This is a genomic window from Soonwooa buanensis (genome assembly GCF_900167905.1).
Lineage (GTDB): Bacteria > Bacteroidota > Bacteroidia > Flavobacteriales > Weeksellaceae > Soonwooa > Soonwooa buanensis.
The window spans coordinates 538040-561761 of sequence record NZ_FUYZ01000001.1 but is presented as its reverse complement, the minus strand read 5'-3'; the positions used below and the strand labels follow the sequence as shown (position 1 = coordinate 561761).

Genomic DNA, 23722 nt, shown 5'->3' with positions numbered 1-23722 from the left:
AAAGGCTGGCTCAGAGATGAGTCAGCTTTTTTATTCGGATTTGTTTTTGTAGTAATTTTCGACCACTTTTCTTTGGTCTTTAGCAACATCATATATCAGTTCTAACAAATCCTGAATACTTTTTAACTCTGTTAAATGACTAATTTTTGTAGGATCACGATGGTCTTTGTATTCGCTTTCGTCAAGTTCGCGTCTGCGTTTTTCGAGCAATTCATCAACGTGATCGTCGGGTTCTATTTTGCTTTGGTCGATAATATCATGATCGAATTCTTCTTTATGTAAAAGAGAATTACTTCTAATCAATTCCGAAGAAATTTTTATTTTCCAACTTTGGCTGTCAATTTCAGGATATTGATCCTCATTTTTTGCATATTGCGACAGCGAAGCTGTATAGGCGGTCAATAGGTGAGAAGTCGTCACAAATTGATGTACAGTTTCCAATTTTTTTTGCTGATCTTTCGGATCCGAAATCATCCTTTGGAAGTTATCCGACAGGTTGGCAAGATCGATAATGGCATTCTTTCTTTTAAGACGATATTGCTCATCATTTTCTTTTTTATTAATGAAAAGATCCATCACCACACGGAAATATTCCAAATTGCTCTTCGCCGATTTTTTCATCAATTGTAAATTCTGAGTATGTTCCCAAACAGGGAAAACAAAATAAGCTACCAAAAATGTGACAGCACCTCCAATGGCAGTATCTATAATTCGATCTTTAAAGATGAGGTTGACATTACCCGGACGTAAAAAATTAAAGGATAAAAAAACATAAATGGTCATGAAAAATACAGCCCAAAAATATTTTGATTTTAAAAGACTGAAACATAAAGTCATTGTCGTCAATAAAATTGCTAACAAAATGCTATGATCCGTAATATAATACAAAACGATATAAGCTGCGACTCCACCTGCAATAGTGCCGTAAAGTCGAAGAAGATTGCGGTGTTTTGTCGTACTATAGGCGGGTTTTAGGATGGCTGTAATGGTAATCATGATCCAATAAGCATGACCAATTCCTAAAAATTCCATTTTAGAAAAAAGATAACCAATAAACAATGCTAAAGTCACACGAACAGCATGACGAAAATGTCCAGAATCTAAAGATATATTGCTCAATAGCACTTTGCGATTAAGACGTTCTTCTTTGGGCACAAATTTGTTGAGATCGAGCCCTGTAGAAAGACTTTTCGCCAATTTAACATCCTGATCAAAAACTCTGAAAATTGTTTTCACCTCGTCCGTTACGTCCGTTATACGCATCAAAACTTGGCGAAGAAGCATAAAGTCTTCTAGATTATCCGAATTGATTTGTTTAAGACGATGTTCGTAAAACTCGTGATAAATCTCTTTTAAAGCTTTATCAAAATTGAATTGCTCTTTTGTCCTAATATTACCTTGCAACGCAATACCGATATTGGTAATTTCGTTGGCCATATTGGTCAAATAATCGTGCATCATGTTTAGGATTTTGGTTTCTCCAAAAACATGATTCAGTTTTCTATAATCATTCTCCGAGGTGAATAGTTTCTCATAAAGATCAATAGAATTAAGAAACATCAACATCAAAATTCGACTTTGCGTTGTTGATTCGTTGACGATTTTTCTGGTTTTAAAAACGATTTCTCGCGTTGCTTCTTGTTGGTCTTTTATTTTTATCTGTTGCGAAATAAGTTGGCTGAGAAGTGTATCAACATTTTCATTTTTTCGATAAAATTTAGCTTTTATTCTTAAATAATCTGCAAGTTCTAGATAGTTTTCGCCGACCATTTGACTCGCTAATTTGTAGGGTTGTAAAGTCGATACAATTAAAAATACAATGACAAACCAAATACAACCTCCCAGAAATATGATTAAACTTTTAATAACATCATGTCCCGTCAGATGTCCATCAATAAAGATGCTGAGGACGACTAAAGATAAAGATCCAACGCCAGCAAGTCGTGTTCCGTAGACGCCAATTAGCGAAAAGAACATTCCAAAAAGGATGATTTCTAAATAAACGATAATTTGGAAATCTTTGACGAGACTGGCTATTAAAGCAACAAAAAAGTAAGAAATGACAGCAAAAGCTAAAGTGTTACGTCGTCTTACAAATGGTCCAGGTTGGTCGGTAAGGCCTACAAAACTTGTCCCCATTGGGAAAAGAAAATATTCTTGCAATAAGCCAAAATGCGCTAGAATAATACTCGGAATAACAATAGCCAAGGCAATTCTTGTCCCTGCAAAAATATATTGGCTTGTTAAAAATTTTTTGAGTTCCGAAGTATAATTCATATAACAAAAATAAAAGAAAAATGCCTCATAACAGAGGCATTTTTAATAATATTTGGATAAAGATTAATAATCTTGAGAGTTGTAAGTTTCGCCTCCAATATTCCAAGTTAAACCAAATCTAAGGGTGTTGTCCAAAGCACTGTTAACTTTTGACATGTTAATTAGATAAGATAAGTCTAATCCGAAAGATTGATACTTAAGACCTACACCAACTGTTGCATATTGTCTTGCACCTTGCTCAGGACTTTCTGTAAAGTAACCCGCACGGATTGCAAATGCATCATCGTAAGAATATTCTGCAGCTCCTGAGAACATAATACTTTTTTTGTTACCGAATGATTTTCCGATACCTTCCATAACACCTACGTTAGGGATCGTGTAAATTGGTTTTCCGTTAGCATCGTGATCAGAAACTTCTGGACCTGGTACTAAAAGTTTTGAAGCTTCACCGCTGATACTGAATCTGTTAAGATCATCAATGAATAAGTCATAACCTACACCTAATCTTGCCATTGTTGGAAGATATGATCTAGAGTTTTCGTCACCTGTGTAATCTAATCTTGGACCAAGATTTTGTACAGCCCAACCAGCATTAACACGTCCTTCGTAATCACCGATACTTTGATGTTTTGGAGATCTGAAGTAACCAGATACGTCAACTGCAAAAGTATTAGCTGGTTTTAATGTATTATCCGAATTGAAGCTACCACCTAAGTCTGATCTAATGAAACGTCCAGTAACAGCCATGGAGTAATTGTCTGTTAGTTTTAGACCATAAGCAACATCTAGAGAGAATTCGTTTGGTTTGGTGGTTCCCATATCAGACACCACGCCTCCAACATATTGGCTTAGATTAACTTCTCCCATATTGAAGTAGTAGATACTGGCACTAAGGGTAGATCTTTCATCATCACCTAAAAAGGTATAGAAAGAACCATAAAGTAAGAAAACATCGTTTGTTAACTTACTCATATACGGTGTATAGTTAACTCCAACACCAGAAGTATTTTTTGCAAAAGGATATTTTGCAGCATTCCAAAATTGTGAAAAAACATCCGTTGATGTCGCAACCCCTTGATCTCCCATACCTCCTGCTCTTGCGTCTGGCGAAATTCTTAAAAAAGGAGCTCCTGTTAGTACTGTGTAGTCAGATTGAGAGTAGGCTGCAATGCTCATACCTAATCCCAAACCTAAAAAGAGTTTTTTTGTCAAATTCATAATTAGTTAGTTAGTGGTAAATTTTACCGTTTTAATATTTTTATTCTTTAGTTATTTTAATAATACCATTTTTTCGACTGCAGTTGCGCTGCCTTTACATTTGTCTTGGTTTTGACTTCTTGCAAATATCTTAAAAATATATGTTCCTTTTGCAACAGTATCTCCAAAATCGTCTTTACCATCCCATTCGATAGCTTGTTTAGGAGTTCTGTAGCCTTCTAAGAACGGTTCTGCAGTGATCGAGTTGGTCAATGTTCTCACTAATTTTCCCGTAATAGTAAAGATCTGAACATTAACATCCAAAATATCATCGCAATTATGTTCAAACTGTACGTATGTCTTATTGGTAAATGGATTTGGCCAGTTGAGAGGTCGGTTAATGACCAACTGTTGTTGACTTTCATCTTTCACTACAAAGTTTAACGTAGAGGTCGTCGAATTATTGTTAATATCCCAAATTTTAAATGTTAATTGATGTTCTCCAGGTTTTAAATTTCTGAAAGGGTAGGTAACATTGCCTTTTTGGTAGTCGCTTAAGCTTGCATTAACACATCCATTTCCTTCACCAGGAGAGTAGAAGTCATTTAATACTTTAGTGTTGATAACTTCGCCATCTAGCAAGACAGTTATATCATGACCAATACCAGATCCAGTTGAGTTAATACCAATGTTGTCAGTAACGCAGGCTAGTAACATGGGATTTTGATCGGTTATACCACCATTAGCAAAGTTAACGTTGTTCATGTACAGATTAACTTTTGGTGGCTCGGTGTCATTAACACCATTAGGATTAATGCCACCAACAGTTACGGGACCATTGTAGAATACATCGTAAGATTTGTTATCAGCATACGCCAATAGTCTACCTGTTCCTAGATTGTAATTAATATCTTTCGGAACATAAAATTCAACCGTGAACTTTCCATTTTCAACTTTTCCAGAAGCTTTTACAATTGGACTGCCTTCTTCCTTATATTGAAGTGGTGGTTTCATATCTTTATAAGGATCATTATTACGCGTGACCTTATCTAGTTTTTTATCAAAGATATTAATGACTGCTCTACCTGTAAAAGTGTCATCTGGTGTACCGTCAGCTTTGTTAACGTGACCTGTTATTTTAACAAAATCTAAAGCTCTGATTTTGCCAGCTTCGGGAGTAACAACTTCGTCAATGTTTAGGAGACGTTGTGGTCTGGATAATGTCATTGCTGGGTCACCTAGATAATTTACTTTTAGATGGTTAATGTCAGCGCCTCGTTTTTTTCTTGCTTCTAAAAATGAATTACCAAGTGTACGGAATCTGTCATTTTCTAACTCTAGATTAAAAATATTATTTGTTAAAATTCCTGTAAAGTCTTCTCCGTAAGACGTTGCAATTGCTCGGCTAGAAGTGATCATCGTTGCAGCGCCACCAGTTTTTAATTTTATAACTTGTTCTCCAGCAGAGTATGTTCCTGGATCATCCCAAAGTGTAAACTCACAAGTAATAGTTGACACTAGCGGAAATCTGCTATATAATGATGTGAAATTGTTGAAGTTACTAATTTCGGAGGTTGTTAATACACGTTCTTGTGCCCAACCATTGATACCTCCATGCCCGAAGTAGAATAAGTAAAGGCTATTACCGACATCGTTACTTATCGCTTGATTAACTTGCGGATATCGTTGTCCTCCGGCAGTCGTTTCTGGAGGGAAAGCATCAAGATAGAGTTTTCGTACATTGTATTCTGAACGGGCCGTACCTGTTTCAAAATTTGAAACCAAAGAAGCATTCATAGTATTGTGGAAAGGCGTCGAGGTCTCATTATCGTTGTCATCTACCACAAAGTCTAACTTCATTCGCCACTCTCCAAAAGGTGAAGATTGTCCAGGTAAGGCATTATAATATGCCAATGTTTTATCGATTAATAATTTAGCTTCGGCAACATTTGCCGCTGGCAATCGGCCAATAGGAATATTTGGGATAAGCTTCGAAATATCTACAATATCTCCTTGAGGTTTTGTCATTACAAAATAGTCATCTGTAACATAAGTGTCCGAGTAGTTATGACTTTCCTCACTTTGGTAACTAGGGATTACGTCAGTATTATTTGGGACACGATCTTTAAAATCATACGACGTATCACCAAGTAAGAAAACATATTTTAGGCTGCCACTTGCATTAAGTTTTGTAACAAAATCGCGTACTGCCGTTATATCTTTGCTACCACTGCTATATTCGTTGTAGATTTTGTTGATATCAACAATTTCTACATTCATATTACTTTTGCTTCTATGATAATTGGCTAGTCTTTGTGCCTCACCAATCATGTTGGCTTGGGTAATGATAAGATAATTAACATTAGATAAAGCAGACAAATTTTGATTATCAATACGTCCGACAAAGGTTGGATTATAGGCGGCTGATTGGTTAAATGCTACGAATTCGTTATTAAAAAATTTGTTGGTGCTGCTTGTTTGATAACCAAAATTAAAACTAGAAGCACTTGTATTTTTGTTAACTTTTCGTTTGACATTCGTTACGTCAGATACATCCCAAACCTGTTCAAGTCCAGTGGTGTTCGAAATGCTAAAACCATATAGGTTGTCAGTTTTTTCATTAATATCATAACTTCGGAAAGCTAATTGTCCAATGTTATTAAAACTTAAATCTTGTTTGTAAGTGATTTCTGCATAATCCCAATAGAATTGTCCATAAGGATTGGGACCTGTATTTGGCTTATAGTTAAAAGTAATACTAGAAGTCGGCGTATTTGACAGGATGTTTTCGCTTACCAACAACGAAACATTTTCAACACCCACTGCAATAGTTGTACTGTTTTTGCCATTAACTGAGATTTCTATTTGATTATTTTTACCATCTTTAGCTGCAACTCTAGTGTTATATTTAACAATATCTGTGGAGAGAATTGGAGTTCTTACATCAAATTTAACCTCTTTAGGTGTCGTGAAAGCATCACCAACCCAAAGACGGCCAAGCTTCATAAGGTTGTACTTTTCTTCGTTAATGTATTGATAGTCATCATAACGAGAAAGTAGACTACTAGGGACTGCGGTATCTTCGGGATTAATTCGTTTACCAGGACCCTTATCAAAGTTTATAAAATAGTAAGCGTAATCCTCGTAAATATTAATATAATTGGAACTTTTATTTCGGCGTGTATCAATTCGTCCATTTCTCGTTGTAGTTCCCGTTAGGTTAAAACCATTAGGACCTTGCGCGTAGAAAAGGGCATAGTCATCATCATTCCAGACGCCATCATCACCTCCCACAACTTGTATTGCATTCTCTTGCAAGGCTGCATAACGAGCATCAGAATTGTTCTCCGGAAGCATTAAGCCACCGTTGCCATAGATTCTAAAGTTATTAGGATTAATCCCTGAGACATTGATGCCGTTGTCTTGTAAGAATTTTTTAGTAATCTTAAAAACTCCAGATTTTTCTACTTTTATTTTATAAAAAGTACCACTTTCTAATGGATTTTCTGTTGTACCTAGTCCGATCCCTTTATTAACAACATAGTTTTTGTTCGATAATTCAACATCTACAGATAAAAGTCGGTAGATTACATTATTAACTTTTTTAAAAGTGGGAACATATACGCTGCCAACTTCCGAATTTAACTTCTCACTATAAGCGTAAACAACCTCAAAACTATCTTCATTTGGTAAAAACTCAGGATTAATATCATACAAGTCTTCGCTCTTAGCTTTTTCCCAAGCAAAATTTTTGGCAATGACTTGTTTGCCCTCATTTTTTTTCTCAACAACGATGCTTACACCACGAGAGCCTACGTCATAACCTTCATTTTTGAAATAAGGTAAATTCTGCTTGTAACTACTAAAATCAAAAGATTTGCTTCCTTCCCACTGGATATTGACCTTTTGTCCAAAAGCACCAATTGAGATTGCAACAAACAATAAAGAGTAAAAGTTCTTTTTCATTGAGAATATATTCAATTTACAAAATAAACGAAAATTTCTAAAAAAAGATATATAACAATAAAACTTATTTATCCACGTTAGAAAAAAAGCATATCATTATTTGATTTATTAAAATATTTATTTTTTCTTTGTACTTTGTAAATGATTATATCAACTATGAAACAAATTAAATTGTTTTCACTTGCTATCGGGTCAGCTTTGATACTTGCAAGTTGCGGTGGAGGGAACACGAAAAGCGGCGGTGGAACGAAGCGTTTTACTAGTAAAACTGGTTGGAAACCCAACGAGAAAAATGGTTATTTTTTCTCAGCTAAGCAACAAAAACAGAAAGGGTGGCCAGGTATGGTCTATATAGATGGTGGTACTTTTACGATGGGGTTGGTGCAAGACGATGTCATGCATGATTGGAATAATACCCCTCGTCGTATGCAAGTTAGCTCTTACTTTATTGGAGAGACCGAAATTACTAACTATGAGTATCGCGAATATGTAACTTGGTTAAAGTATGTATTCCCGCCATCAGATCCTAACTTTAAGAACATCTATGCCGGTGCAATGCCAGATACTTTGGTGTGGAATAATAAGTTGTCTAGAAATTCTTACTCAGAAACCTATTTCCGTAATCCGGAATTTGACTATTATCCTGTAGTTGGTGTATCTTGGTTACAAGCTACCAAATATTGCGATTGGTTAACTAACCGTGCTAACGAAAAAGCTTTAATGCAAAAAGGTATTCTTCCTAAGGATTTGTACACCAACGAATCTAATTACCAAGGAGAAAGTACTTTCAGCATGGATAAGTATAAAGCTAATGATGCAGAATTGGATGCAATTGTAGATAAAAACAAACTACAAAAGCAAACTGGTATCAAAACATCGAATACTAGAATACTTGCTGCTAATAAAGGTGGAACATCTGGATTAGTTGAAAAATTCAGACTTCCAACAGAGGTAGAGTGGGAATTTGCAGCTCTTGGTATGCAAAAGAACAGAAAGTATAACAATTACTTAGGTAAAGAACCCGAAATTGATAAGTTAAAAGGTACAAAAGGTCGTAACAGAGGAATGTACATGGAGAACTTCAAAATGGGTAAAGGTGATTATTCTGGTGTTGCAGGTTGGAAGAACGATGGTTCACCTACAACTTCGGATGTTAGAAAATACCAATCAAATGACTTAGGTGTATTTGGTATGTATGGTAACGTAGCAGAATGGGTTGCTGATATCTATCGTCCACAGATTGACGAAGATTTTAATGACTTCAACTATTATAGAGGTAACGTTGTTCTAAAATCTGAAAAAAATGCTGACGGAACTTACAAGAAAGTTGGTAATGTAGAAATGAAGTACGATACAATGGCTAACGGACAATTAGTATATAGAGGACTACCTGGAGAATACGAGAAGCAAATTGTTGCTGATGATCGTAACTATAGAGATGGTGACTACCAGTCTTCACTAGACATGTCTGGTGCAAATGCGGATAGTACTTTTAATATGTATAACTCTGTTAGAAAAGGATTTGTTGTTGATAAAAGAGGTAACGTTATCTTAGAAAAACAGAAAAAACAAGTTACAACTGCAATTACTAACGAAGTTAGAGTTGTTAAAGGTGGATCTTGGTTAGACTCTTCTTACTGGTTAGATCCAGGACACAGAAGATTCAAAGATCAAGGCAGAACTTTCAGTTGGATTGGTTTCCGTGTAGCGCAAGATGCTAAAGATACAGGAAAAAGAAGCAAAAGATAAAACTTCATATAAAGCAGTAGATTTTCTACTGCTTTTTTTATGCAAAATTATTTTTTAATCTTAATTTTGAGACATGAATATCGAATCATTTTATAAACTCTATACAGAAGCTAACAACTGCATTATTGACAGTAGAAAGCTACAACCAAACGACATCTTTTTTGCATTCTCTGGTGAAAATTACAACGCTGCCGAAAAAGCCGAAGAAGTCATCGCTAATGGTGCTTTAGCAGTTGTTGTGGAAGATGCTAAATACAATAATCCTGGTCGTAATATTTTCTACGTTGACTCTACTTTAGAGTTTTTACAAGACTTAGCAATTTATCACAGAAATCAACTTAATATTCCGATTATTGGTTTAACGGGGAGCAATGGGAAAACCACAACCAAGGAAATGATTAGTACGGTTTTGTCAAAAAAGTTTAAGCTTCAATACACTTTTGGAAATCTAAATAATCATATCGGTGTGCCTTTAACGATTTTATCCATCAAATCAGAGCATGAATTAGCTGTTGTCGAAATGGGTGCAAATCATCAAAAAGAGATCGAAGCACTTTGCAAAATAGCACAACCAACCATTGGTTACATTACTAATTTTGGAAAAGCACATCTTGAGGGTTTCGGTGGTTTCGAAGGGGTTATTAAAGGAAAATCTGAATTATATGATTATCTTAAATCAAATGATAAAACAATTTTAGTTAACGAAGCAGATACTATTCAATTAGAAAAAACGACAGATTATGTGAACAAAATCTCTTTTGGAAAACCAACTTCTGATTATGTTTTCGAAGTTTTTGCAAAAGATCATTTCGTTGGTTTAATCTATCAAAGTGAGAAGCTACTTTCTAATTTAACAGGAAATTACAATTTCACTAATTTATCTGCTGCTGTTAGCTTAGGTTTGCATTTTAACATTCCATTTAATGATATTAAAGAAGCGATAGAAAGCTATTTTCCGAGTAATATGCGTTCGCAAGTTCAGAAAAAGGATGATAAAACATTAGTCTTAGATACATATAATGCCAACCCAAGTAGTATGTCGGCGTCTTTGGATAATTTTAATGAATTTGAAGGTTCAAAAACAATTATTATCGGTGATATGTTGGAGCTTGGTACAGAAAGTGAGCTAGAACATCAACTAATTTATGACAAGGCAAAAGCGCTTAGTTTTGATAAAATTATTACCGTTGGTAAAGAATTTAAAAAAGTTAATACGACTGATTTTGCATTCGAAAATACATCAGAATTAATAGAATTTTTAAAACTAAATCCTATTACAACAGACAATATTCTGTTAAAAGCATCTCGCGGAATTGCTTTGGAGAAAGCAATTGACCTATTATGAGATGTCGTGTTTCGATAAAAAATCTTTAAGAATTAAAAGAATATTATTAAAAGTGGAAGTTTCGACATCGCGTTGGATTTCCACTTTATTTTTCCACTCCACTTTGGTGATGCCTTCTTCCACTTGTGGTTTTGGTTCAGCAATGCCATCATGTTTCATGTAATACCAATAGGTTTTTTTCAAGACAGGTTTTGACTTGATATGGTACATGTGATAAGTCGAATTAATAAACTCGTGAAGTTCTAGATTTGTCAACCCACATTCTTCTTCAACTTCGCGCAAAGCCGCAATATCACTAGATTCTCCAACTTCTATTTTACCTTTTGGAAGATCCCACTTTCCTAGTCGATGGATGAAAAGTATTTTCTTATCAGGGTTTAAAACAATGCCACCAGCAGCTTCAATAACTTGAAAATGTTGTTGATAATTAAGCCAAAGTTCTTCCAGATTGTTGTGATATATGGCAACATCTTTGGTTGAAGTGTTCTGCAAAAGGTCCAAAGCGATATCAAATTGAAGATTCTCCTCAAATGCTATGTTACGCTCAACATTTTGAGGCGTTTCACTAAGGATTAATTTTTTTTCATTGATAAAAACTTTATACATTTGCGTAGCTTTAATATTAATACAAAAATAGAAAAATGAATCTAGAAGGACGCAAAATTATCGTAAATAAATCGGTTAAAGATTTGACAGAAATGCTTAAAAATGCTGAAGATTACAAAGCATTGATGCCAGACAGTCTTCAAAATTTTGAAGCGAGAGAAGGTGGTTTCAAGTTTGGATTAAAAGGAATGCCTGAGATTGCGCTTAAGATTCAGGAAGTTACAGAAGAAAAAGTTATTTTAGTTTCTGCAAGTTCTAGTTTGGATTTCGCATTGACTGGAAATATGAGCCCAATCAGTGAGAATCAAACTGAAGTTCAATTATTATTTGATGGAAAATTCAATCCATTTATCAAAATGATGGTTGAAAAACCGTTGAAAAACTTTATCGATGCTTTGACTGATAAAATTGAGCAACTTTAGAATTTAAGAAAAATTCCTGATGAATGGTCATAAGAACTTCCTGTTACTGAGGAAAGTACATTGATGTCACCATTTATTTTTAGGACAGCCATAAAAGCAAAAATCAAAGCTTCTTTGTAATCAATTATTTCTTTATTTGGAATAATGATTTGGGTTTTGGTTTTTGCTTTAATTTTTTCTATTAAATAAGTGTTGTGGCTTCCACCACCTGTGAACAAAGCGATTTTGATATTATTTTGACTTAGATTAATAGCGATTTGCTCAGCAATATGCTCTGTAAAAGTTGCTAATATTTCTAAGTCCGAAAAGTCTTTTAATAAGGGCATTATATGAGATTCTACCCATTCGTAGCCGAGAGATTTTGGTTCGGATAATTGGTAAAATTCGATGTTATTTAACTTCTTTAAAAGTTCTGAATCAACATTTCCTTGTTTTGCTAATTCGCCATCTTTATCGAAATTTTGACCTTGTTTTTTCGCAAAATAATTTAAAATAATATTGACAGGACAAATATCGTAGCCAATTCTTTTTTCATCTTTTTTAAATGAAATATTAGAAAATCCGCCAAGATTAACACAAGCATCAACATCCGAAAACAAAAGTTCGTCACCTATCGGAACCAACGGAGCACCGCTTCCGCCCATCAAAACGTCTTGCATTCTGAAATCGTAAACGATATTTTTCTTTGTTAAAATCTGTATGGCGCGACCATCGCCAATCTGAAGTGTAAATTTTTTTTCAGGTTGATGAAAAATCGTGTGACCGTGTGAGCCAATAACATCTAAATTTTTAATGTTATGTTTAGAAATGAAGTTCTGACTAAGTTCTCCAAGTAGAAATCCGTAATCGGAATTTAATTCAAGTAAAGCCTCAGCATTGAGGTTAACAGCGTTTCGGAGTTTATTTTCCCAAGCTTCTGAATAAGGAATTGTTTCGGTTTCTAAAATCTCAAAATGCCATTTTTCATCACTTTTCCAAAATTTAGAATAACATAAATCTAGTCCGTCGAGACTTGTCCCAGACATTAATCCTATTGCAAAAAAGTCTTGCGAAGTTGCCATTATAAGCCAGTTTTAGGAAGACCTTTGGTGTTGAATTGACCAGAGTTGTTATAGAATGTATATTCTGTAAAGTCGTCTTTTGCGACCATTCCGTTGGCACCAACCAAAATATTACCGTCTTGATCGGACACAAAAACTGTGTCTTTGGTGTACATTTTTCGGTTCTTTTTGTCCCAATTAATACTTTCTGTTACAAAAGTTCGACCTTCATTAGTAACAATTTTTACACGACCTTTCGCAAAATAGAAATCTTTTTTCTCATCATATTTTGCGTATTTAGCCCAAATTTTCCCAGGAACTTTCGGATTTTTTTTATCAAAATATTCTAGATAGATTCCTTTTTTTGCTTCGACATAAGGCGAATCTATTAACTCGTATTTTTCTAGCAAAGGCGCATCAAATCGCACTTTTACCTTACCCGAATCTCTTTGTATAATTTTTGCGTTATGGATAACTTGAGACGCAAAATTGGTGTTTTTCTTACGATCGCGTTTTGTGATGTCTTCGTCGCAAGAGTGTAAAACAAAAAGCATTAAGAAACTTAATAGAATTTTGTTTCTTAATGCTGTATGATTTGATATGTTACTAATTTTAAAAATCATTAGTAATAAATCTTAATTCTAGTTGTAAAGTCTTTTTGCAAACCACTTATCCGCAAAGTTAATTCCTACACGTAAGTTGATAAAGTTCTGTTGAATAAGATTGTTGGTAAGTGTACCTGTTTTTCCGATTTCTAAACCAAGATCAACAGAGTTCATTCTTGTTACACTACTTTTTTGGAATGGTAACGTAACACCACCAGTTATTGCAAATCTATTGATGTTTTGTCCAGCTAGGTTAAGCGCTCCTTTTTGATAATAAGCCCCGTAACGATAGGTGACACGAGAGAAGTAATTTCTAAAGTTGTTGTAGTTAGGAAGAATCCAACCTCCAGCAGAAATTTTATAAGAATCTTGATACGCTAAAGTTTGTCCCAAAAAGTTGAAGTTTTCTCCATTTTTATAGTCTAACTGCGTCCCAACAAACCATTTCGTCTCATGACCATAACCAAGACCAATTGAAAATTCTTGAGGTAAGAATTTTTTATCTTTAGTTTCTAATTGATCGATAATCGTTTCGTAACCTTTAACATCGCCAACACCTTTGTAATAAGTGCTATTGGTGTATGTACTTTCCATTTGACCAGTCGTACCAAAAGTATAAGTTGCACCAACAGTCAACTTGTGATCGTTAATGAATTTCTTTTGATAAGTTGTACCAAGTGTAAAGTTGAAAGATTTAATCTTGTTGCTATTTTCGTAACCGCTTAACAATTCTGCGTCAGAAAAAGTTACTTCTTCAAGATCATAAAGTTTCCCGAAATAAAAATTTGTTCTAATACCTAAAGCAAAACTTGGTGTAATCTGATAACCAAGCGCTGCTTGTATCGTGTTAAGAGTACCTTTTCCTGTGTATTTGTGCCCTTCGGTAGTTCCGGTGTCTGCGTTAGTCGATGTACGAAGTATTTCGTATTGCTTAGAGCTATAAGGTTGAAAGCCTAATCCGAATTTTACCTTCTTGCTAAGTGGCATTGCAATAGCAATATTTGACAAATAATTAGAGTGTTTTGTTACACTTGTATTATTATAGTCGGTTTTGTAAAAGTTATTTTCGTTGGTTCCTTCAACTTTAATGGTTGCTAATTCTAGGTTGGTATTAGCTGCTGGGTTTCTAAAGTTAAAACTATTATTAAAATCCCAAATATATGCAGTAGAAACGCCTCCCATTGAATTTATTTCCACAGTGTTATCATACTTTACATCACCAATTCCGTAGGCTGCATATGGAGAATTACCGACGCTTTGTGCGTTTAGATAGATTCCCGCTGTAAGTAATGATACGACAAAAGTCTTTTTCATCCGTTATTATTATCAAACCGCAAATATCTTAATTAATAATGAATCTCAAAAATTTATTTGGCGTTAAAGTTTGTTAAGTAGATGAATACTACAAGAATTGACGTTTCTTTTAGATTTTTATTAAACTTAAACAACATAAATCCTCAAACTTATTTCTTTATATTTGTTGACATGAAATGGGAAAACATAATCGGGCAACAAAAACTGAAAAATCTTCTTTTATCCAGTATTGAAGATAATCGAGTAGGGCACGCACAGCTTTTTGTTGGTGAAGAAGGTTACGGTACATTGGCAATGGCTTTGGCTTTTTCTCAAGAGATTTTGTCTCGCGAAAATGCAACTGCAGCTCAAAAAGTAGAACATCTTAACCATCTCGATTTACATTTTAGTTTTCCAATTTTTACTGAGAAAAATATTTCGCTTAGTAAACGTTATTTTACAGAATGGCGTGAGATGATTCTCAAAAATCCGTATTCTAGTTTTGACGATTGGACCAATTATCTAGATTCAGAAAAGAAACAATTCTTTATTTCGGCACAAGAAGCCGAAGATATGCATGCTAAATTTGCACTAAAAAGTTTTGAAGGTGGTAGCAAAATCCTCATCATTTGGCGTGCTGACAAAATGAATGAAGAAGCCGCTAACAAAATTCTGAAATTCTTAGAAGAGCCGCCAAAGAAGACTTATATTATATTGTGTGCGGAAAAAATTGATAATATTCTACCGACGATACTTTCTCGTTGTCAAATTGTTGAAGTCCCAAGAATTGAGGATACAGATATAAAAACCTATTTATCATCAAAATTTCCCGACGCCGATGTATCACAAATTGAAGCGGCAGTTGGACAAGCTCGCGGAAATCTAAATGACGCTCAAAAGATTTTAGATACGGGATCATCATCCAACGAGTTCGAGACTTTGTTTATACAATGGGTTCGTAATGCTTTTATGGCGAAAAAGAAACCCGAAGTTTTGCGCGCCATCATCCGTTGGTCGCATGAGATTAGCACATGGAATCGTGATAAACAAATTCGTTTTTTAGAATTCTGTACAGAGACTTTCCGTTTGGCATTGTTGCAAAATTATGCAAGTCCAAATCTTGTATATCGCAAGTTGGATAGCAATGGTTTTGGTTGGGATGCTTTTTCGACTTATATCAGCGGAGCCAATATCGAAGCGATTCTTGATGAGTTGACGGACGCCAGTTATCATATTTCTCGTAATGCCAACGCCAAAGTTGTTTTAACAGATATGGGTATCAAATTGACGCGACACATCCATAAAAAGGCTGTTTAAGCTTTTCGCAAAAATTTTAATCTTTATTTAATAAAAATTTATTCAATCAATCGTTTGATTTTATTTGAAAATAATTTACATTTGCAGCAAAATTGATGTGAATGGAAATCTCTAAGGAAGAAAATATTCTTTTTGCTGCCGAAAAGCTTTTTGCGAAAAATGGCTTTGGCGGTACTTCCACACGCGAAATTTGTAAGGAAGCGAATGTTAATATTTCGATGATTTCGTATTATTTTGGTTCTAAAGAAAAACTTTACGAACGCATTTTCGAATACAGAATGAACGAAAGTGTGAGTTTCGGAAAAGATATTATTTCTAAATCTAACCTTAACGAATGGGAAAAGTTCGAACTTCTTATTGACCAATTTTGTAATAGAGTGGTTCGTCTGCGTGCTTTTTACACGATTATGCAACGCGAACAATTAAGCAACAAAACCGCTTTCATCATCGATTTTTTAAAAACGTCTAAAATGAATTTTTTAGAGTTTTATTCCAAATTAATAAAGTCTGGTTACGATAATGGGGTTTTCACAAAACTTCCAAAAGTAGAATATGTCCACTCAACAATTGCAGGGACTTTATTTGCTGGCGTTAACGCAACACCTATGTATAAAGAATTTGCTGGTGCTCAAAACGATGCCAACTTCGAAGCTGTATACTACGAAGGACTAAGCGAACATTTAAAAAACGTATTAAAATACCTGTTAGGTTATAATGAAAAATAAAGGAATTAATTTAGGAATATTACTACTCATCAGTAGTAATATTTTTTTTCAAGCACAGTCAAAAAAGAATTTAACACTTTCCGAAGCCATCGACCTTGGTATTAAGAATAGTAAAAGTCTTAAAATCGACGAAGCAAAAATTGAAGAAGCGACTGCTAATCTTCTCGAGGCTAAAAATCGACAACTTCCCGATCTTAAAATTTCTGGGACTTATATGTATATGCCGATAAAGCCGAATGTTAATATCAAACTTCCTGGTATGGGCGGTGGCGCAGGTCCTGAGGTTAACCAGGTGATGTTTGGTTCTGCAAATTTATCATATCCAATTTTTGCGGGTGGTCGAATTAAATATGGTATTGAGTCCGCAAAATATTTAGTAGAAGCTTCAAAATTAAGCTCTGAAAATGATAAAATTTCGGTGGCTTATAATGTGGCACAAGCTTACAATAACATGTTTAAAGCGTCGCAGGCGATTAAACTTTTGGAAGAAAGTCTTTCGGCATCAGAAAAGCGTGATCAATCGTTTATTAAACTTGAAGACAATGGCGTTATCGCTCGTAACGACCGTTTGAAAGCGCAATTACAAACTTCTAATATCGAAGTTCAGTTATTGGAAGCCCATAACAATTACGACATTGCGAATATCAATATGGATTTGTTGTTAGGTTTGGCAGATAATACAGAAATCGAGATTGATCCTAATTATATCGAAGATCAAAATCTACAAGACGATAATTATTATTTGACAGAAGCCTTTAAAAATAGAAAAGACAAGCAGGCTTTAGAATATCAACAAAAAGCTGCAATGCTCGGTACCAAAGCTGCTAAAGCCGAGAATCTTCCGACAATTGCTTTAACTGGAGGTTACGTCGCAGCGGACATTCCGGAGGTTTTGACAGTGACCAATGCAGTTAATTTCGGTGTAGGCGTACAATATAACCTAGCAAATATTTGGAAAAAGAATTCGAGTTTGGGTAAATCTTTAGCAGTTGAAAAACAATTGGAGGCTTCTTCTGAATTGTTAAATGATCACATTACTTTGGATGTTAAAAAAGATATTCAGAACGAAAAACTGGCTTACAGAAAAATAGATGTTTATCAACGTGCTGTCGAACAAGCCAACGAAAATTTTAGAATTACTAAAAATAAATTCGATAATGGTTTAGCAACGATGACCGAATTGCTAGATGCGGATACTGCAAAATTAGCGGCGCAAGTTAACCTTATCAATTCTAAAGCTGATGCAACTTTAGCACACAAAAAATTATTACAAACAACAGGAAACTATTAATAAAACTATACTTAACACAATGTCAGATACAAACAATACAACAATAGAAACACCTAAAAAGAAAAGTCCCATTAAATACATCGTTATGGCCGCGGTTATTCTTGGTGGTGGTTATTACGGACTTAAAGAATATCAGTATTCACAAGTGCATGAGGAGACAGACGATGCGCAAATTGCTGCAGATGTAACGCCTGTTATTTCTAAAATTTCTGGTTACGTTGCAGAAATTAAAGTTAAAGACAATCAGTTTGTGAAAAAAGGAGATACGCTTGTCGTTTTGGATAATCGTGATCAAAAAATGATTTTGGAACAAGCACAAGCTGCACTAGGAACTGCATCTAGCAACGTGAGCAGCGCGCAAGCTGGTGCTAATGCGGCATCACAGAATGTTAACACGTCGAGAGCGGCGATTGCAACAGCCAATGCACAAATCGAAGCAGCAAAAGTTAATGTTTGGAAAACCGATCAAGATCTAAAACGTTACACAACTTTGGTTAAAGATCATTCGATTACACAACAACAATATGAACAAGCTTTAGCAGCAAAACAAACTGCTGATAGACAATTACAAGTTTTAGTTGAACAAAGAAACCAGGCAACACAACAGACGGGAAGTGTTAGCTCTCAATCGATGGCGACGTCTGAGCAAATTGGTATCGCAAATTCTGTGGTTAAACAAAGACAAGTCGATGTAGAAAATGCAAAACTTAATCTTTCTTACACCGTAATTCTTGCGCCAGAAGATGGTTTTGTATCAAAAGTACCAACACAAAAAGGACAATTCTTACAAGCTGGTTCTCAGATTTTTAGTTTAGTTAATAAAAATGATAAATGGGTAATCGCCAATTTTAAAGAAACACAACTTTCTAAAATGGTGGAAGGTCAAAAAGTTAATATCGAAATCGATGCCTTTCCAGATCAAGAATTCCATGGGGTAATTAGTTCTTTTTCGCCAGCGACAGGTTCGACGTTTTCATTACTTCCTCCTGATAATGCGAGTGGTAACTTTGTGAAAGTGGTGCAACGTCTACCAGTTAAAATCACATTTGATCATGCTGATCCTAAAGTTTTGGAAAAACTACGTGCTGGGATGAATGTTAAAGTTAGCGTTTCATTAAAAAGCTAAACACGACAATGCAAGATGATTCTTTAGTAGAATATGGTTTCCGACGTGCGATTATCACCATTACGGCGATTATCTGTGCACTTTTGGAAATCGTAGATTCAACAATTGTCAACGTTGCGCTCAACGAGATGAAAGGTAATCTCGGTGCAACTTTGTCAGAAGTTGGTTGGGTAATTACAGCTTATGCTATTGGTAACGTGATTATTGTACCAATGACAAGTTGGTTATCTCAACAGTTTGGACGCCGAAATTATTTTGCGGCTTCGATTGTCATTTTTACAATATTTTCATTTTTATGTGGTAATGCGACCAATATTTGGGAATTGGTATTCTTCAGACTTTGTCAAGGAATTGGCGGCGGCGCTTTATTGGTGACTTCGCAAACCATTATCACCGAATCTTATCCCATCGAAAAACGAAGTATGGCACAAGCCATTTATGGTCTTGGAGTTATTATTGGTCCAACTTTAGGACCGCCACTTGGAGGTTATATCGTTGATAATTATAGTTGGCCGTATATTTTTTACATTAATATTCCGTTGGGTATTATTGCGACTTTATTGACGATTCAGTTTGTTAAAAGTCCAAGATTTGCCGAAAAGCGGAAAGCGTCCGACGTCGACTGGCTTGGGATTGGACTTCTCGCAGCTTTTGTTGGCTCATTGCAATATATTTTGGAAAGAGGACATGAGGACGATTGGTTCGAAAGTAGAGCCATTGTATATTGTACATTGACAGCTGGTATTGGTTTTATATTGTTTATTTGGAGAGAATTAACTTTTAAATATCCAATTGTAGAACTTCGAGTCCTTAAAAACGGAAATCTCCGTGTTGGGACCATTATGTCCTTTATTTTAGGATTCGGATTATATGGATCAACCTTTATCGTTCCACTTTATACGCAAAGTATTTTAGGTTGGACGGCCTTGCAATCTGGCGCATTGATGATTCCTGCTGCTTTAACAACAGCTTTTATGATGCCAATTATTGGACGACTTTTAACGAAAGGAGCCAAACAACAGGTTTTGGTAGCTTTAGGTTTATTTATCTTTTTCGTTTATAGTTTTTGGGGTTACAAGATTTTGACGCCAGATACAGGAAAAGATGCGTTTTTCTGGATGTTGATTGTTCGCGGTTGTGGTCTCGGATTATTATTTATCCCAATTACATCTTTGTCATTAAGTACTTTGAAAGGTCCCGAAATCGGACAAGGTGCAGCATTTACTGGGATGATGCGACAGTTGGGCGGATCTTTTGGGATTGCAGCAATTACCACTTTTATCGCCAATAGAAGTATGCAATATCGAAGTAATTTAGTAGAAAAACTTGATGTTAACGATTTGGATGTGCAACAAAGAATTACAGGATTAAAAGCCAGTTTTATGGCAAAAGGTATGTCGCCAGATGTAGCTTTACAATCTGCCTATAAAATTCTAGATTTTTCGGTGACCAAACAAGCAACCGTTTTATCGTATATGGATGTGTTTTTATATTTAGGGATAGCATTCTTGGTTTGTATTCCGTTTGTGTTATTGGTTAGAAATAAAAAAGGTGGCGAAAAAATCGACCTTAGCGAAGCAATGCATTAAAATTTTTGTAAGTATATCATTAATGAAAAACTCTGTCACATCTTGACGGAGTTTTTTATTTTTATAGATGAAAATTTTTACCTCGAAACCAATCTACAAGGCACATCCAGATCTTCGGTAAGATAATAGCTACAGCATAAACGATGATAGCCATCAGCAATTACAACACGACCATTATCTCGAACCAATAAAATTGGAGAAAGTTTTTTTCTTTCAACAATTTTCTGAATATTAGCTTGTATATGCTTGTTGTCAGCAGGTAAAATATGCAAACCACTTGCACGGAAAATATCTTTAGATTTTTTAATTATTGTTTTTGCAGCTTTCAATTTTTTAGCAAGTTTCGCAGCTTCTGTTGGTTCATAAATAAGTTCTAAATAATCTTGAGCAGCAGGAAAATCATGATCTTCGGGTTCTTTTAGCCAAATGTTTTCCATGTTTTGTTTAGTGGGTTGTTTCATCGTTTTTTTATAATATTAATATTGAAATGCGTTTATTTTTTCATTCTCTATCATTTCCTTTACTAAAAGTTGGTGTTGCTCTGTTTTCCCACGAATACGCCAAGTAGTACTAATATTTTCTTGAGAATATTGTTGCTTAATCATGCTGTATTTTAAATTGCAATCTTCAAAAAGTTTTTTACAGTATTCAAAATTTTCTAAAGAATTGGTATTGATTCTGTAATCTCGAATTTTGTTATAATTATCAATGAAATTTTGAAGATAAACGAGCAGTCTCAAGATTATCATTACCAAAAAAGTTCCCCAAAAACCTAAATACAAATGTCCAGAACCGACTGCCATTCCTAGTGATGCAGTTGCCCAAATGGTTGTTGCGGTTGTTATTCCACCAATTTTGTTATCATCTTTAAAAATAACGCCTGCACCCAAAAATCCAATTCCTGTAATAATGTTTGCTGCCAAGCGGTCAGGATTTTGAACGCCAATTTCGATACTTAAAATAGTAAATAAGCAAGAACCAAAACTTACTAAAATAAAGGTTCTAAGTCCTGCAGATTTGTTCTGATATTCGCGTTCGGCACCAATAATCAATCCAATTAATATTGAAGCAAAAACAAGAATTAGATGTTCACCTACATTCGCTGATTCTAAAAAATTAATCTTTTCAAAGAAATTCATTTATTAAATTTAGAAGATTAAAGTTAAGATTTTTATAGAAAAAATAACTTTATTTTTTGAACTTCATATTTTGAATTCTCAACGAATTCAAAACTACTAAAAGTGTAAAACCAACATCAGCAAAAATCGCTTCTCACATCGTTGCAATTCCACCCAATGCCAATAATTATTTCAACACTAAGCGAAATGCTAATTAGAATAACTTCATTTTCGGTTTTTAAATGAAATATTGTTTTATTTAATTCATTTAATACCTCGATAAACTGCTGCTAGAAAAAGTTTATTTCGATTTAAAAATTAAAAAATATAATATTATTTCTCTTCTTGATTATGTCTTTATTTGTACGTCAATTTTTAACAGATCATTATTAAAAGACTATCTTAATTTGCTTTTATAGGAAATTTTTCTTATATTGAACTACTTTAACAAGTGTACGCAATGATTTCTTTAATATAAGAAGTCTCTCTTTTTTGGAATACATAGATATTCTATCAAAAAATTACACATAAAAACTACTTCTTTTAAGTAGTATCTAGAATCAATCAGTGATTCATTTTATCGGAAGTTTAATCCTCTTTTCGTTTAATAACGAAAGGAATAATTTACATATATATGACAAATTTTAAAGTTGGAATTATTGGGGCAGGTCCTAGTGGACTAGCCATGTTAAGAGCATTTGAATCGGAACAGAAAAAAGGTAATCCCATCCCAGAAATTAAATGTTATGAAAAGCAAGACAATTGGGGTGGTATGTGGAATTACACTTGGAGAACGGGTGTTGGCAAATATGGCGAGCCGTTGCATGGCAGTATGTACAAATATTTGTGGTCCAACGGTCCTAAGGAATGTCTAGAATTTTCCGATTATAGTTTTACCGAACATTTCGGACAATCCATTTCATCGTATCCTCCGAGAGAAGTACTTTTTGACTATATCCAAGGCCGAATTAAAAAAAGTAAAGCTCGAGATTTTATTAAATTCAATACTGTGGCTCGTTGGGTTGATTATTTATATGATAAAAAGCAATTCCGAGTGATTTTTGATGACTTGGTTAATAATGAAACTTTTGAAGAATATTTTGATTATTTGGTAGTTGGGACTGGCCATTTTTCTACCCCGAATTTGCCTTACTTTAAAGGAATCGAAAACTTTCCTGGCGCTGTGATGCACGCACACGACTTTAGAGGTGCAGATCAATTTATTGATAAAAATATATTATTGATTGGTAGTAGTTATTCAGCGGAAGATATTGCGGTACAATGCTACAAACATGGTGCAAAATCGATTACTATTTCGTACAGAAGTAATCCAATTGATACCAAATGGCCAAAAGAAATTAAAGAAAAACCATTAGTTACCCATTTTGAAAATAACACAGCCTATTTTAAAGATGGTACAACCGAGGATTACGATGCGGTTATTTTTTGTACAGGCTATCAACATAAATTGCCTTTTTTACCAGATGAATTAAGGTTGAAAACTAAAAACTGTTTGTATCCCGATCAACTGTATAAAGGAGTAATTTTTAACAATAACGAACGCTTAATCTATTTAGGTATGCAAGATCAATACTACACTTTTAACATGTTTGATGCGCAAGCTTGGTTTGCTCGTGATTATATGTTAGGCCGAATAAATTTACCAGAACTAAAACTTCGAACAGACGATATTAATTTATGGAAAGCCGAAGAATTAGCCACAGAAACGGGTGAAGATCATGTTGATTTTCAAACAGATTATATTAAAGATATTCTTTCTTACACAGATTATCCTTTTTTGAATTTAGATAAAGTAGCCGAAATGTTCAAAAGTTGGTTAAAAGATAAGGAAGAAAATATCCTCAATTATCGTGATAAAATATATACTTCAGTAGTTGATGGTACAGAAGCAAATATACATCATACACCTTGGATGAAGGAGATGGATGATAGTTTAGAACGCTATCTTGATGAAACACCGGTTGACGAAAAAGAATTAAGCAAAGTAAATTATTACTAAAATAAAAAAGTCGGTTAGTTTTCTAGCCGACTTTTT

General features: G+C 34.5%; 18 protein-coding genes. 9 read left to right on the top strand and 9 right to left on the bottom strand.

The window, feature by feature from the left end; genetic code table 11:
• Window positions 1-30: 30 nt before the first annotated feature.
• The 3 genes from B5X62_RS02675 to porU form a co-directional block, all read right to left on the bottom strand.
• The gene (locus B5X62_RS02675; RefSeq protein ID WP_079665826.1) at window positions 31-2277 is read right to left on the bottom strand and encodes an FUSC family protein; all 2247 of its coding nucleotides are present in this window, start codon (window positions 2275-2277) and stop codon (window positions 31-33) included.
• A gap of 63 nt (window positions 2278-2340) precedes the next feature.
• Window positions 2341-3495, bottom strand: a complete 1155-nt coding sequence (gene porV / locus B5X62_RS02670) for a type IX secretion system outer membrane channel protein PorV (protein WP_079665825.1) — start codon at window positions 3493-3495, stop codon at window positions 2341-2343.
• Between the two features lie 51 nt (window positions 3496-3546).
• The gene (porU, locus tag B5X62_RS02665) at window positions 3547-7440 is read right to left on the bottom strand and encodes a type IX secretion system sortase PorU (RefSeq protein ID WP_079665824.1); all 3894 of its coding nucleotides are present in this window, start codon (window positions 7438-7440) and stop codon (window positions 3547-3549) included.
• 156 nt (window positions 7441-7596) lie between these two features.
• On the opposite strand from porU, the gene gldJ reads away from it, so the two are divergent.
• Window positions 7597-9189 (top strand): gliding motility lipoprotein GldJ, encoded by a 1593-nt coding sequence (gene gldJ, locus B5X62_RS02660; RefSeq protein WP_079665823.1) that lies wholly within the window; start codon window positions 7597-7599, stop codon window positions 9187-9189.
• 73 nt (window positions 9190-9262) lie between these two features.
• Window positions 9263-10534 carry a UDP-N-acetylmuramoyl-tripeptide--D-alanyl-D-alanine ligase gene (locus tag B5X62_RS02655; protein ID WP_079665822.1) on the top strand — a complete coding sequence of 424 codons (1272 nt, stop codon included), beginning with the start codon at window positions 9263-9265 and terminating at the stop codon, window positions 10532-10534.
• Here the strand turns inward: B5X62_RS02655 and B5X62_RS02650 are convergent.
• Window positions 10529-11140: an NUDIX hydrolase gene (locus B5X62_RS02650; protein WP_079665821.1), complete on the bottom strand. Its 612-nt coding sequence runs from the start codon at window positions 11138-11140 to the stop codon at window positions 10529-10531. The genes B5X62_RS02655 and B5X62_RS02650 overlap by 6 nt on opposite strands.
• Before the next feature lie 35 nt (window positions 11141-11175).
• Here B5X62_RS02650 and B5X62_RS02645 point away from each other — a divergent pair, with 35 nt between their 5' ends.
• Window positions 11176-11562 carry an orotate phosphoribosyltransferase gene (locus B5X62_RS02645; protein WP_079665820.1) on the top strand — a complete coding sequence of 129 codons (387 nt, stop codon included), beginning with the start codon at window positions 11176-11178 and terminating at the stop codon, window positions 11560-11562.
• On the opposite strand, the gene B5X62_RS02640 is transcribed toward B5X62_RS02645, so the two are convergent.
• From B5X62_RS02640 to B5X62_RS02630, 3 genes are read right to left on the bottom strand one after another with little or no spacing between them, the layout of a single operon-like run.
• Complete coding sequence (locus tag B5X62_RS02640) at window positions 11559-12623, bottom strand: anhydro-N-acetylmuramic acid kinase (RefSeq protein ID WP_079665819.1); 1065 nt, start codon at window positions 12621-12623, stop codon at window positions 11559-11561. The two genes, B5X62_RS02645 and B5X62_RS02640, sit on opposite strands and share 4 nt — an antisense overlap.
• Window positions 12623-13225: an LPS export ABC transporter periplasmic protein LptC gene (gene lptC, locus B5X62_RS02635; RefSeq protein WP_079665818.1), complete on the bottom strand. Its 603-nt coding sequence runs from the start codon at window positions 13223-13225 to the stop codon at window positions 12623-12625. The genes B5X62_RS02640 and lptC overlap by 1 nt, the downstream gene beginning before the upstream one ends.
• A gap of 18 nt (window positions 13226-13243) precedes the next feature.
• Entirely contained in the window at window positions 13244-14521 is a 1278-nt protein-coding gene (locus B5X62_RS02630) for a hypothetical protein (protein WP_079665817.1), read from the bottom strand.
• Between the two features lie 171 nt (window positions 14522-14692).
• Between B5X62_RS02630 and B5X62_RS02625 the strand changes: the two genes are divergently transcribed.
• From B5X62_RS02625 to B5X62_RS02605, 5 genes are all read left to right on the top strand, one after another.
• Window positions 14693-15817: a DNA polymerase III subunit gene (locus tag B5X62_RS02625; RefSeq protein WP_079665951.1), complete on the top strand. Its 1125-nt coding sequence runs from the start codon at window positions 14693-14695 to the stop codon at window positions 15815-15817.
• Window positions 15818-15918: 101 nt separating this feature from the next.
• A complete protein-coding gene (locus tag B5X62_RS02620) occupies window positions 15919-16542 on the top strand; it encodes a TetR/AcrR family transcriptional regulator (protein ID WP_079665816.1) in 624 nt (207 codons plus the stop codon).
• Window positions 16532-17833, top strand: a complete 1302-nt coding sequence (locus B5X62_RS02615) for a TolC family protein (RefSeq protein ID WP_079665815.1) — start codon at window positions 16532-16534, stop codon at window positions 17831-17833. Before B5X62_RS02620 ends, B5X62_RS02615 begins: the two co-directional genes overlap by 11 nt.
• Window positions 17834-17852: 19 nt before the next feature.
• Complete coding sequence (locus B5X62_RS02610; protein ID WP_079665814.1) at window positions 17853-18959, top strand: HlyD family secretion protein; 1107 nt, start codon at window positions 17853-17855, stop codon at window positions 18957-18959.
• A gap of 8 nt (window positions 18960-18967) precedes the next feature.
• Window positions 18968-20548: an MDR family MFS transporter gene (locus B5X62_RS02605; protein ID WP_079665813.1), complete on the top strand. Its 1581-nt coding sequence runs from the start codon at window positions 18968-18970 to the stop codon at window positions 20546-20548.
• A 77-nt stretch (window positions 20549-20625) separates the two neighbouring features.
• Here the strand turns inward: B5X62_RS02605 and B5X62_RS02600 are convergent, their stop codons facing one another.
• The gene (locus tag B5X62_RS02600) at window positions 20626-20985 is read right to left on the bottom strand and encodes a hypothetical protein (protein WP_245797120.1); all 360 of its coding nucleotides are present in this window, start codon (window positions 20983-20985) and stop codon (window positions 20626-20628) included.
• 39 nt (window positions 20986-21024) lie between these two features.
• Complete coding sequence (locus B5X62_RS02595; protein ID WP_079665811.1) at window positions 21025-21687, bottom strand: MgtC/SapB family protein; 663 nt, start codon at window positions 21685-21687, stop codon at window positions 21025-21027.
• Between the two features lie 613 nt (window positions 21688-22300).
• Between B5X62_RS02595 and B5X62_RS02590 the strand changes: the two genes are divergently transcribed.
• Window positions 22301-23686, top strand: a complete 1386-nt coding sequence (locus B5X62_RS02590; RefSeq protein WP_079665810.1) for an NAD(P)-binding domain-containing protein — start codon at window positions 22301-22303, stop codon at window positions 23684-23686.
• The last annotated feature ends 36 nt before the right edge of the window (window positions 23687-23722 follow it).